Annotated in this window: 12 protein-coding genes; 2 read left to right on the top strand and 10 right to left on the bottom strand. The window is 38.3% G+C overall.

The genetic code is table 11. From position 1 onward, the window contains the following. Positions 1-76: 76 nt before the first annotated feature. Both NL42_RS15350 and NL42_RS15355 read right to left on the bottom strand, forming a co-directional pair. The gene (locus NL42_RS15350; protein WP_461313393.1) at positions 77-373 is read right to left on the bottom strand and encodes a hypothetical protein; all 297 of its coding nucleotides are present in this window, start codon (positions 371-373) and stop codon (positions 77-79) included. Between the two features lie 171 nt (positions 374-544). Beyond that, on the bottom strand, positions 545-1,252 hold the full coding sequence (locus NL42_RS15355) for a Crp/Fnr family transcriptional regulator (RefSeq protein WP_461313394.1): 708 nt from the start codon (positions 1,250-1,252) through the stop codon (positions 545-547). A gap of 91 nt (positions 1,253-1,343) precedes the next feature. Between NL42_RS15355 and NL42_RS15360 the strand changes: the two genes are divergently transcribed. After that, a complete protein-coding gene (locus NL42_RS15360; protein ID WP_461313395.1) occupies positions 1,344-1,865 on the top strand; it encodes an Mpo1 family 2-hydroxy fatty acid dioxygenase in 522 nt (173 codons plus the stop codon). Between the two features lie 50 nt (positions 1,866-1,915). On the opposite strand, the gene ychF is transcribed toward NL42_RS15360, so the two are convergent. The 8 genes from ychF to NL42_RS15400 form a co-directional block, all read right to left on the bottom strand. Next, a complete protein-coding gene (ychF, locus tag NL42_RS15365) occupies positions 1,916-3,007 on the bottom strand; it encodes a redox-regulated ATPase YchF (protein ID WP_004642544.1) in 1,092 nt (363 codons plus the stop codon). Between the two features lie 93 nt (positions 3,008-3,100). Continuing rightward, positions 3,101-3,760: a methionine ABC transporter permease gene (locus tag NL42_RS15370; protein WP_461313396.1), complete on the bottom strand. Its 660-nt coding sequence runs from the start codon at positions 3,758-3,760 to the stop codon at positions 3,101-3,103. Further along, the gene (locus NL42_RS15375) at positions 3,741-4,817 is read right to left on the bottom strand and encodes a methionine ABC transporter ATP-binding protein (protein ID WP_461313397.1); all 1,077 of its coding nucleotides are present in this window, start codon (positions 4,815-4,817) and stop codon (positions 3,741-3,743) included. Before NL42_RS15375 ends, NL42_RS15370 begins: the two co-directional genes overlap by 20 nt. Positions 4,818-4,822: 5 nt before the next feature. Further along, the gene (locus NL42_RS15380) at positions 4,823-5,656 is read right to left on the bottom strand and encodes a MetQ/NlpA family ABC transporter substrate-binding protein (RefSeq protein WP_461313398.1); all 834 of its coding nucleotides are present in this window, start codon (positions 5,654-5,656) and stop codon (positions 4,823-4,825) included. A 13-nt stretch (positions 5,657-5,669) separates the two neighbouring features. Further along, positions 5,670-6,500 (bottom strand): MetQ/NlpA family ABC transporter substrate-binding protein, encoded by an 831-nt coding sequence (locus NL42_RS15385; protein ID WP_252608488.1) that lies wholly within the window; start codon positions 6,498-6,500, stop codon positions 5,670-5,672. 14 nt (positions 6,501-6,514) lie between these two features. After that, on the bottom strand, positions 6,515-7,927 hold the full coding sequence (locus NL42_RS15390; RefSeq protein ID WP_461313399.1) for an LLM class flavin-dependent oxidoreductase: 1,413 nt from the start codon (positions 7,925-7,927) through the stop codon (positions 6,515-6,517). After that, positions 7,927-9,150, bottom strand: coding sequence for an SfnB family sulfur acquisition oxidoreductase (locus NL42_RS15395; RefSeq protein WP_461313400.1), 1,224 nt, complete (start codon positions 9,148-9,150; stop codon positions 7,927-7,929). The genes NL42_RS15390 and NL42_RS15395 overlap by 1 nt, the downstream gene beginning before the upstream one ends. 12 nt (positions 9,151-9,162) lie before the next feature. After that, entirely contained in the window at positions 9,163-10,398 is a 1,236-nt protein-coding gene (locus NL42_RS15400) for an SfnB family sulfur acquisition oxidoreductase (protein WP_461313401.1), read from the bottom strand. Between the two features lie 344 nt (positions 10,399-10,742). On the opposite strand from NL42_RS15400, the gene NL42_RS15405 reads away from it, so the two are divergent. Continuing rightward, on the top strand, positions 10,743-11,507 hold the full coding sequence (locus NL42_RS15405) for a glutathione S-transferase family protein (protein WP_446090591.1): 765 nt from the start codon (positions 10,743-10,745) through the stop codon (positions 11,505-11,507). Positions 11,508-11,701: the final 194 nt, after the last annotated feature.

An 11,701-nucleotide genomic window follows, 5' to 3' on the forward strand; every position in this document is an offset into this window, starting at 1 on the left:
AAAATTTATAAATATAAAAAAGCGAGATGATCAATCTCGCTTTTTTGCTTTTAAAACGATAATGAGTGAATGTTAATTAAGGTTTTGTTGCTGGTTTCATTGCATCATGTTTCATTTGAGTTGCATCGTGCTGAGCATGCATAGATTTCATCATTGCTTGATGCTTTTGTTCAGTCATATCTTTTTTAACATCTTGTTTTGCTTTTACTGCTTCTTTTTTAGCAGTTGCTTTGCCGTGTGCAGCAACACATTTTCCGCCTTTATGATTTGGCCCTGTACCACCTTGTAATTGAGTTCCTTTTGGACATGCAAATGCCGAAACACTTAACATAGCCAATACGCCAGCTGTAAGAATTGTTGATAATTTTTTCATGTTAATCAGCGCCTTGTTGAGTATGATTGCTCAGCTTGAGTGTAAAATGAAAATATCTGCTTTAAAACATTTATTTTGTGAAATAGAGTTTGAACAATGTGTTGTTTTGCAGCGTTATCTATTTTTTTAATTTGGTTTTAAGTTTTTGTCATATAGCGGGCTGTACAAAGATTAGGAATGGACTTGAGCAACTCCTTTCAATTTCTCAATATCTAAAATTTCAATTTTTCTAAAAGCTATTTTGATGATCTTTTGTTTTTCGAGCAAGCTCAGCTCATGGTTGATGGTCTGTCTAGATGTGGTCAGCATATTTGCCAATTGTTCTTGAGAAATATGAATGTGATGATCTTGAATAAGAATATGATTGCCATAACCTTCTAAAATGAATAGAAGACGTTGAGCAAGCCTTTGAGAAATACTGCGTGTTTGGATAGCAATCTGTTCTAAGAAAACGTACCTGAGTTTTTGGCTAGTTAAACGTGCAAAATAGTACCAATAATATGGATTTTCTTTGAGTAGCTCATTTAATGGTTTTGCAGGAATATGCAGAACGGTACTTTTTTTCAAAGCGATCGCATCGTGTGAGCGCGGTTCATGATCAATCAGGGATATTTCACCAAACCACATAATTGGTTCAGCAATTGCAGAAAGCGCTTCATTACCATTTACGTCGACATAGCCCAAGCTAATTGAGCCTTCAAGCACAGTATAAATACCATCAAATATATCTTGGGCACGGAACACATAATTGTTTTTTTCAAATGTTCTTTGCTTACCATGCTCTAGAATAAAGTTTTGGAATGCTTCTGGAAGCACACTAAACCATGTATTTTCTCTTAGTCGATTAATATAAATAAGATCCAATATCAGCCCATCCATGAAAAAATCATTACTTTGTCAAATAGCTGACAACTTTAAGTTTTCTTTATTTGTACAGTATGACTATAGATAGATGAATAGGGAACAACTCATGTCGAATCTGGAGCAACAGCTTAGCAAATATGCGGCTTACCACTTAAATCATAAAAATATTTTGACGCATTTTATTGGTATTCCACTCATCGTTTTTTCAATTCTATGTTTAACAGCGAGAGCAGGAATTGATATTGGTAGTTTTAAATTGACTTTAGCCATGGTATTGATTGCAGCTAGTACGATCTATTATTTCATTTTAGATAAAGTATTTGGTTTACTCATGCTAATTCTTTTAGCCGCTGTATATCCACTGGCGAGCCAAATTGCTCAATTATCCTTAGGACAATGGTTAGCGGCAAGTATTGGTTTCTTTGTGGTGGGGTGGGTCTTTCAGTTTGTTGGGCATTATTTCGAAAAGAAAAAACCAGCTTTTGTTGATGACGTGATTGGACTTGCGATAGGGCCATTATTTGTATTGGCAGAATTTATATTTATGCTGGGTTTTAGAAAGCCTTTGCATGCGCGTATTTTACAAGAGGCGCGCAGTAAACGAGAGGCGATGGATTTAAGTCATTAAACATAAAAAAAGCCCCAATATGATGGGGCTTTTTTTCTTAAGCTTTAAACTTAAACGTTAAAACGGAAGTGCATTACATCGCCATCTTGAACAACGTAAGTTTTACCTTCTAAACGCCATTTACCAGCTTCTTTAGCGCCGTTTTCACCGTTGTATTGTACGAAGTCATCATATGCAACAACTTCAGCACGGATAAAGCCTTTTTCGAAGTCAGTATGAATCACACCAGCCGCTTGAGGAGCAGTTGCACCAACTTTTACTGTCCATGCACGAACTTCTTGTACACCAGCAGTGAAATAAGTCTGTAAACCTAAAAGTGCATAACCTGCACGAATAACCACATTTAAGCCTGGTTCTTCCATGCCCATTGCTTCTAGGAATTCAGCACGATCTTCATCTTCTAATAATGAAATTTCAGCTTCGATTTGGTTGCAAAGTGGAACAACAATTGCATTTTCTTCAGCAGCAAGTTTTTTAACTGCGTCTAAGTGTGGGTTGTTTTCAAAACCATCTTCTGCAACGTTTGCAATATACATAGTTGGTTTTAAAGTCATTAAACCAAAACCACGAACTAATTTACGTTCGTCATCAGACAAATCAGCCGCGCGAGCTGGTTTACCTTCGTCAAGTAACGGTTGGATTTTTTCTAAAACTGCTTTAGTTGCTACAGCTTCTTTGTCACCACCTTTAGCAACTTTAGTTAAACGTAAAATTGCTTTAGCAACAGTTTCAAGGTCGGCAAGTGCAAGTTCAGTATTAATAGTTGCGATGTCGTCTAATGGATCAATTTTACCATTTACGTGGATCACGTTTTCATCTTCGAAACAACGTACAACATGAGCGATTGCATCAGTTTCACGGATGTTAGCAAGGAATTGGTTACCTAAGCCTTCACCTTTTGATGCACCAGCAACAAGACCTGCAATGTCCACAAATTCCATTGTAGTTGGCAAAATACGTTGCGGTTTAACAATCGCAGCAAGTTTGTCTAGACGTGGATCTGGTACAGGAACAATACCTGTGTTTGGCTCAATGGTACAGAAAGGGAAGTTTTCCGCTGCAATTGCTGCTTTCGTTAATGCATTGAAAAGGGTAGATTTCCCTACGTTTGGCAGACCAACAATACCGCAATTAAAACCCATGAAAACCACTCACAAATGTGTAAATTAAAAATTGTCGCTGATTTTACATGAAAGCCATGACAAAGTCATGGCTAGAGCGGGGTTCTGTTGAGTTTAAACTTTACGTTTATCAAGTTGCTGGGCTAATGCATCGCCAGTTGCTTGTACTAACATAACTAAAACAATGAGCACAAAAATGACAGCCAACATAATTTGCATATCAAAACGTTGATAACCATATCTATATGCGATGTCTCCTAGACCACCTGCACCAATAGCACCAGCAATCGCAGAGGAGTTAATCATGGTAACAATAGTCACAGTAAAGCCAGCTACAATACCCGGTAAAGCCTCTGGTAAAAGCACATGCCAAATAATTTGTTTACGGTTACAACCCATAGCTTGTGCAGCTTCAATTAAGCCCTGATCGACTTCGCGTAAGCTGACTTCTGCAATACGAGCAAAGAAGGGAATTGCAGCAATAGTCAATGGAACAATAGCTGCCCAAACGCCATAACTCGTACCGACAATCCAGCGAGTAAGCGGAATGAGTGCAACCATTAAAATAAGAAAGGGTACAGAGCGAGTAATGTTAATGACCCAACCCAAAGCTTGATTAATCTTTTGCGATGGGTGAATGCCGTGCTCAGATGTACTGACTAAAATGACGGCAATGGGCAAGCCAATTAAAAAAGCAATAAAAGCAGATGCACCTACCATGAGTAAGGTATCTACAGTTCCAGTAATTAATAAATCAATGAGCTGGTCGTGCATAGCCAAGTACCTCAAATTGTGCAATTGCAGTTGATGCATCTTGTCGTATAGATGAAAGATCAATTTCTATGTTAGGAATACCGACTAAGAGTGAGCCAATAATGTGCCCTTGAATCGTATCGACCTGACTTTGATATAAATTGACGGGTGCTTTAAATCTAGCAAGTAGTTCTTGAATATCCGGAACTTGATGTGCTTCAGCCTCATATTTCAGTTTTACAATAATATGAGTCGAATCTTCATCGGGTAGTGGACTGATTTTAAAAGGCAGAGTGATCTGCTCAAGGTTTAACAATTCTTGAGTAATTTGTTGCTCCGGTCGTGAAAATACAGACCAGACTTGCCCAGCCTCTACAATTTCACCTTGATCAATCACTACGACCTGATCGCAAATTTCTCGAATGACTTGCATTTCGTGAGTGATGAGTACAATCGTTAGGCCAAGTTCCTGATTAATCTTTTTAAGTAAAGCCAAAATAGTGGCGGTACTCTCTGGATCAAGTGCTGAGGTGGCTTCATCACAAAGTAAGATTTCAGGGTGATGAACCAGTGCGCGTGCAATGCCAACACGTTGCTTTTGCCCACCAGAAAGTTGTGACGGATAATAGCCAGACTTATCTGCTAGCCCGACTAAAGCCAAAACTTCATTTACACGTTGGTGGATATCTGCTTTGTTGTAATTGGAAACTTTTAAGGGCAATGCCACATTTTCCCAAACTGTTTTTGCAGACATTAAATTGAAATGTTGGAAAATCATTCCAATACGTTGACGGGTTTGGATAAGCTCGCTATGACTCAATTCAGCAATATTTTGTTGATGAATATGAATACTGCCAGTATTCACTTGTTCCAAGCCATTTAAAGTGCGGAGTAAGGAAGATTTTCCTGCACCACTTTTACCAATAATGCCTAAGATTTTACCTTGAGGAACATCAAGGTTAATCTCTTTTAAAGCATGCAGTTTTTGACCTTGTGATTGGTAAAACTTATTTAAACCGCGAATTTTGATATGGGGTAGAGAAAAATCAACTTGTGATCCAAAACTCACCATTGTCATTCTCCTTATTTCCAGCCTTGAAACCACATACCTTTGCCAAAGTCTTTATCCAGAATATCTTGTGCTTGTTTTGAGTTCTGGAATGCTTTAACAAAGGTTGCAAGTTTTTGGTTTTTATCTTGGTAATCGCGACGGGTCACAAACAAAATTGCATATTTTTTATTGATTGGATCTAAAAATAATGCGCTATGTGGGTCGGTTACCTTTGCCATTTTTAAGTAGTGGGGGAAGCCGAAAATTAAATCGACATCGTTATATGCATGTGCTGTTTGTGGGCCTTCAACCTCAACAAAGCTTAGCTGTTTAGGATTAGCAATAATGTCTTGAGTCGTTGAAAGCTCATTGTTACTATCTTTCAGCTGAATTAAGCCCGCGCGATGGAGCAAAATTAAGGCACGAGCTAAATTGACGGGATCATTTGGAATAGCAACACGTGCTTGCGAAGGTAAGTCTTCAAGTGTTTTATATTTTTTTGAATATAAACCCACATGACTTCCTGAGCCCACGGCAAATGCATGTAAGTCATAACCTGTTTCTTTAACAGCATTGCGTAAAAATACGCTTTGCTGGAAAAAGTTTGCGTCAATATCGCCGTTTTGTACGGCAACATTTGGTGCTCGCCAATCAGAAAATTCAACGAGTTTGACATGAACGCCTTGTTTTTCCACTTCATTAGCAACGCTTTGTAGTAACTCAGCATAAGGCGGGCTAATGCCAATCGTTAACACATCATCGGGCTGCTTATTTTTAATATAACGATAACCGACGAGACCCAGAACTACGATAATAATCGTAATTCCGAGTAACCAAGATTTATGTTGTTTGAACTGAATCGCCATAATCTTTCCGTTATTACTTCCAGCCAGGGAACCAAAGTTTTGGCCCAATCTCAGCATCTAAAACAGCTTTAACTTTTGGCGAATTTTGATAAATCTCAACAAATTTCTTCAATTTGTCGCCTTTATCCTGATAGTCATCACGTACTACAAACAAAATGGCATAACGTTTATTGGTATTGTCATCAAGTAAAAGTGCACTTTCAGGGTCAGCTGTTTTTGCTAAACGTAAGTAATGTGGATAGCCAAAAGCTAAGTCAACATCATCAATTGCACGAGCAGTTTGTGGCCCTTCAACCTCGATGAATTGCAAATTTTTAGGGTTTGAAACAACATCCTTGAGTGCAGATAAGTGATTGTTTGAATCCTTAAGCGTAATTAATTTTGCTTGCTGTAAAAGTAGTAGGGCACGGCCTTGATTCACTGGATCATTTGGAATGACTACACGTGCGTTTTGTGGCAACTCATCAAAGCTTTTATATTTCTTTGAATAAAGTCCCACGTGTGATGCTGCTCCTACTGCAAATGCCTTTAATTTAAAGCCAGTTTCTTTAATTGCATTGTCTAAGAAAGGTTGATGCTGGAAAAAGTTCGCATCAATATCCCCATGATTTAAGGTAATGTTTGGTGTATTCCAGTCGGAAAATTCGACCAGTTTCACATTTAAACCCTGTTGCTTCGCTTCATCAGCAGCAGCTTGTAAAGTTTTTGCAAATGGTGGACTAATACCAATTACAAGTTCATTTGAGCCACTTTGACGGTGTTTATTCCAAAAGAATAAAGCAACAAAAAGGACTACAACGACTAAGCCTACGCCTAGCCATTTTTTTGAGGCTGTTTGAGCCATGTCTATCTCCAAATTTAAGCAGTTATTTCTTCAATTTTTGTTAAGTTTTTGCTGTTGTTATAGGGACTACATCGGAACGCTTGAACAGGGTGCTGTTCTGGTAATTGATCACCCCGTTTAAAGATTTTGTTCCGCAGTGAACCCGTTTTATATGCAGTTTTATAGCGACCACGTTGTTGCAGCTCAGGAATGACCAAGCGAATAAAGTCGTGGTGAGACTCGGGTGCAACAGTACGGGTCAAATTAAAGCCATCAATATCTGTCTTATCTAAAAGATGAATTAAGTATTCAGCAACTTCTTCACCACTACCAACGATGAGCGGATAACGACCACCTAAAACATGCTGAGCTTTTAAGTCGTTTTTAGTAATTTGTTGCTCTTTAAACTTTTCGGTAATCGAAACAATACTGTTACTTTTTTGGTAAGGAATCGCTTCATCGTCTGCAAATTTACTTAAGTCGATACCAGTTGAACTCGCATAATGCGCTAACCCAGCTTCAGGACTTGCATACTGACGATATTCATTAAGTTTTTGTACAGCGAGATCATGTGTTTCGGCAACCACAACGGTTATGCCAACAAAGACTTTAATGTCATTCGCTGAACGGCCTTGCTGTTCGGCAAGAGCACGAATCTTTTTCACTTGTTCGCGTATTTTTTCGGGCTTGTCGCCGCCAATAAATACACATTCGGCATGACGAGTCGCAAACTGCATACCTTTCGGTGAAGCACCAGCTTGAAATAATGTTGGGGTGCGTTGCACAGAAGGAGATACCTGAAATACACCTTCACTTTGGTAATATTTCCCGTGATGGTGGATGGTGTGAACTTTAGATGGGTCTGTAAAAACACGTTGGACTTTGTCTTTTTTGACTGCGTCGTTTTCCCATGAACCTTCCCAATATTTATAGCAAAGCTCTAAAAATTCTTCGGCTTGTTCATAGCGGGCATCATGGTCTTTTAAACCTTTTTGACCGATAAGACGTTCCGCACTATCTAGATAACCGGTAACGATATTCCAGCCAATACGACCTTGAGTTAAATGATCAAGACTCGCAAAGCGACGAGCAAACTGATACGGATGCTCATAGCTCAAATTAACAGTGACTCCAAAACTCAAGTTTTGAGTGACTGCCGCCATAGCAGAAATGAGTGTAGATGGGTCATGGCTCGGAAGCTGAATTGACTCTTTTAAAGTCAGATCAATGCCATTTTGATAGACGTCATACACACCTGTAATATCGGCAATAAACAAACCATCAAATAGGCCACTTTCTAAGGTTTTGGCTTGTTCTGTCCAATAGCTCAGCTCATTAAAACGGTGTGACTCATCACGTGGATGTGTCCATAGACCATGATTAATATGCCCAACACAGTTCATATCAAAGGCATTCAGCAAAATTTCTTTAGCTTTAAAATCTGTCATTACAATGTCCCCCGACGAGGTGGTAGAACACCGTTTAAAACATAGTTGCCGATAAAGTAATATTTCCAGCGTGCAGCATCATGCAACGTATGCACACGCGCATTACGCCAGAAACGGTCTAAGCCATCTTGTGCTTGACTACCACGGCTACCAGCAAGTTCAATTAGCTTCGACGAAGCTTTTAATGCGATATAGCTACTATGAGCACGTATTTTGGCAACATCAATTGAAGCTTTAGCAATCCTTTCAGGTGTGGTTTCAATTTTTGCTGCATCAATTGAATGAGCAGCTTGTTTTAATAAGACTTCACTTGCTCGTACATCTACCGCAATACGGCCCAACTCATAAATTGTTAAAGGATCTTGGTTTGCCGTTGCAACTTGCGAATCAATCCATGGGCGAGCTTGATGTACTCTTTGCAAGCTTTCTTCAAAGGCTGCTCGTGCAATACCTACCTCAATAGATGCATGCATAATTTGAGCAAATGGACCAACTAAAGTTGGCTGTAAGAATGCAGTATCAAAAGGGATGACATCATCTGCATCGACAAAAACCTGATCAAACTTAACTGTGCCGCTACCTGTGGTTTTTTGTCCAAAGCCAGACCAGTCATCGACAAGTTTTAGTCCTTGTGAACCACTTTTTACAAAGGCTAGATATTCTCGGCCTGCATCGTCTAAAACTAAGGTTGGAATACGGTGAGCAAATAAACTTCCTGTGCAGTAAAACTTTTCACCCTGAATCAAATACCCATTTTCATGCGGACGAATGTTGGTTTGTTTATGGGTTGAAGTCTTGGTTTTAAACTCAGCAAGTGCATTACCAAAGCGAGTACCATTTAGCACTTCACCATATAAACGTTGTTTTTGAGCTTCTGTGCCTGTATTGCGTAAGACTTCTAGAGCATAAAAATGGTTTTGTGGAATTTGTCCGATTGAACCATCTGCACCGCTTAAAAGCGCAATTACTTTAGCAACTGTATGACTTGAAACTTCGGCACCGCCATATTGCTTTGGTACTGTAATTGCCCAAAGACCTGATTGGCTTAAAGCATCAATTTCGGTATACGGTAAAATTCGTTTAGAGTCTCGTTCTACTGCGGTTTTCTTAAATTGCTCAGCAAATTGTTTGGCAACTTCTAAAGCTTCAGCATCATTTTGAATAATGTGCGCTTGGCCAGATGCCGATGTTTGTTTTGTTTGAACTGATTGATATGAAGTCATGACAATTTCTCCTTAAATCCAGGCATGGCGGGCAGGGAAATGACCATTAAGGTAATAATTGCCAATGGCATGTAATTTCCAGCGAACGGGGTCGTGTAATGTATGTACACGGGCGTTTCGCCAATGTTGATCTAAATTGTGTTGGCTTAAACTTGAACGGCTACCACCCAGCTCTAGTAGTTTTTCAGAGATTTGTAGAGCCGCATCATTGGCATAGACTTTTGCTTCAGCAACCAAAATTGAAGCTTTAGCTACTTGTTCATCAGTCACAGTTTGAAGTTGGTCAAGTTCATCTAAATATTCAGCAGCTTCATCAAGCAGTAAAATTGCAGCATCGAGCAAAATATTTAACTTACCTACTTCTTGCAGGGTGTAATGTTCAAAGCTGGCTTTTTCAACATTTGCATCAATAATTGGACGTGCTTTATGAATAGTCGATAAAGTATCGTCAAATGCGGCTTCTGCAATACCTACATCAATGGCTACTTGTAATAACTGCGAATAAGCACCGCGATAGGTTGGAGCTTGCGTCAATAAACGTTCATCAAAAATAAGTTCTGGGTTAACTTCGACATTATTTAATTTAACCGTACCACTCGCTGTCGTACGTTGCCCAAAGCCATTCCAGTCATTAATGACTTCAATACCTTGAGCATCTCGACTCACAATCACTAAAACGACATAGCCATCTGGATGAACCGCTTTAATTGCGAGCCAATGCGCAAAACTTGTACCTGTCGAATAAAACTTTTCGCCGTTTAAAATATATTTGCCATTTTCAATGGTAAGTGTGGTTTTTAATGTTTTTGAGTCATGTGTATTACGTTCTGGACCACCGTTAGCAAGACGCTTACCTGCTAATATTTCTGAAAAGATAAATTGTTTTTGTTGTTCTGTACCCATAATTTCGATCAGGTTTAAAAGGCTAATCTGATTTTGTGGAATCTGACCAACGTTCGCATCACCTTTACTTAAAATACGGAAAACGTGCGCTAAAGTTTTATTAGAAACAAAAGCTCCGCCATATTTATTCGCAATTCGAATTCCGCCTAAGCCTTTTTGGCTAAAGCTTTCAATTTGCTCATGCGGTAATAAGCGTTGTTGATCACGTGTATTACGACCCTCTAAAGCATAATCAGCCACTTGATAAGCAGCATTAATGGCTTGTTGATCATTTTGAATGATTTGGACGTATGCCGTCGTTTTAGATAGAGAATTAGACATAATGACACCTTGTATTGCTGTCATTACCTTACAAAAGAAATATTTTTCCACTAAACGAGGACTTATGCTCAGCTTATGAAATAAAGTGCAAAGCATTTTTTTTGATTTTTAATGGAGAAATAAAGATATTAAAAGTTTATATAAATCAATTGGTTGTATTTTTAATGCAAAAAAATAATAACAAAACCCGTTTTAATATGAAAAAGAGCAATAAGTACGGTAAAAAAAGATATAAAAAGCTATACCTAACTGTCAGAAAAAAATGAGCACAATATCCATTGTTTTAAATAAAAATAGCTTTTAAAGTATCTACTTACCATCGACCATTTTTGTACAAATAGTCAAATAAAAATAAACGTGGAGATTTTATGCGGGTTTTGTATCAGTTTCCTTTGTCCCATTATTGTGAAAAAGCTCGCTGGTTGTTAGACCATAAAGAACTTGATTATGTGGCTCATAACTTGATTCCTGGATTTCATCGTGCTTTCGCACAACTCAAAACAGGGCAAAATTTACTGCCGATTTTGAAAGATGATCATCAGTGGATCGCTGAATCAACCAAAATTGCACTTTATTTGGATGATACTTACCCAGAACACGCGCTTTTACGTCGTGATGAGCAACTTAGACAACAAACTTTAAAAATTGATAGTTTGGCTGATGAGCTTGGTATACATGTGCGCCGTTGGGCTTTAGCACATAATTTAGCCCAAGGGGATCATGCTCTAGAAATTATGATGGGCGAACAAGGCTATTTACGTCAGTTTGAAAAAATATCTAAACCTTTTCTCAAAACCCTCGTAAAGAAGAACTATAAACTTGAAGAAGAGTTAGTAAGCCAGTCCAAAGAACGCATGGGCGAACTTATAAATGAACTCAACCACTCTTTAATTGAAAATCAAGCGCGCTATATGGTGGGTGATCGCTTAAGTCTTGCTGATATTTCTGTTTGTTCGATACTCGCACCACTATTAGAGGTGAAAGGTACGCCGTGGGAGCGAGAAGAAGCAGAAGAAGTTTCTGAGGAATGGGTCAACTATCAAAAATATTTACTCGATTTGCCTCTAGGACAATATGTTTTAAGAATATATCAAACTGAAAGAAACGCTCGAGTAGATTGGCGAGGAATTTAAACTTTATAAAATGCCCTGATTTTCTCAGGGCATTTTTGTAATATTTCCAAACTCTCTCATTTATCTGAATATTACTATCAATTTTATAAATGATTTTTATTAAACCATTTGCAAATATTATTTTGATGTTTAAGTTACTTTTTACAAAGTGAATTTAATGTGTAGCTAAATCTCTAATAATTTTAATTTTTATA

Source organism: Acinetobacter sp. GN11, from assembly GCF_054823985.1.

What these genes read in the sequence shown, in the direction of transcription:
- NL42_RS15405 (WP_446090591.1), top strand. Translation starts at nt 10,743, where the DNA reads ATGCGGGTTTTGTATCAGTTTCCTTTGTCCCATTATTGTGAAAAAGCT.
- ychF (WP_004642544.1), bottom strand. Translation starts at nt 3,007, where the DNA reads ATGGGTTTTAATTGCGGTATTGTTGGTCTGCCAAACGTAGGGAAATCT.
- NL42_RS15360 (WP_461313395.1), top strand. Translation starts at nt 1,344, where the DNA reads ATGTCGAATCTGGAGCAACAGCTTAGCAAATATGCGGCTTACCACTTA.
- NL42_RS15380 (WP_461313398.1), bottom strand. Translation starts at nt 5,656, where the DNA reads ATGGCGATTCAGTTCAAACAACATAAATCTTGGTTACTCGGAATTACG.
- NL42_RS15385 (WP_252608488.1), bottom strand. Translation starts at nt 6,500, where the DNA reads ATGGCTCAAACAGCCTCAAAAAAATGGCTAGGCGTAGGCTTAGTCGTT.
- NL42_RS15370 (WP_461313396.1), bottom strand. Translation starts at nt 3,760, where the DNA reads ATGCACGACCAGCTCATTGATTTATTAATTACTGGAACTGTAGATACC.
- NL42_RS15390 (WP_461313399.1), bottom strand. Translation starts at nt 7,927, where the DNA reads ATGACAGATTTTAAAGCTAAAGAAATTTTGCTGAATGCCTTTGATATG.
- NL42_RS15400 (WP_461313401.1), bottom strand. Translation starts at nt 10,398, where the DNA reads ATGACAGCAATACAAGGTGTCATTATGTCTAATTCTCTATCTAAAACG.
- NL42_RS15350 (WP_461313393.1), bottom strand. Translation starts at nt 373, where the DNA reads ATGAAAAAATTATCAACAATTCTTACAGCTGGCGTATTGGCTATGTTA.
- NL42_RS15355 (WP_461313394.1), bottom strand. Translation starts at nt 1,252, where the DNA reads ATGGATGGGCTGATATTGGATCTTATTTATATTAATCGACTAAGAGAA.
- NL42_RS15395 (WP_461313400.1), bottom strand. Translation starts at nt 9,150, where the DNA reads ATGACTTCATATCAATCAGTTCAAACAAAACAAACATCGGCATCTGGC.
- NL42_RS15375 (WP_461313397.1), bottom strand. Translation starts at nt 4,817, where the DNA reads ATGACAATGGTGAGTTTTGGATCACAAGTTGATTTTTCTCTACCCCAT.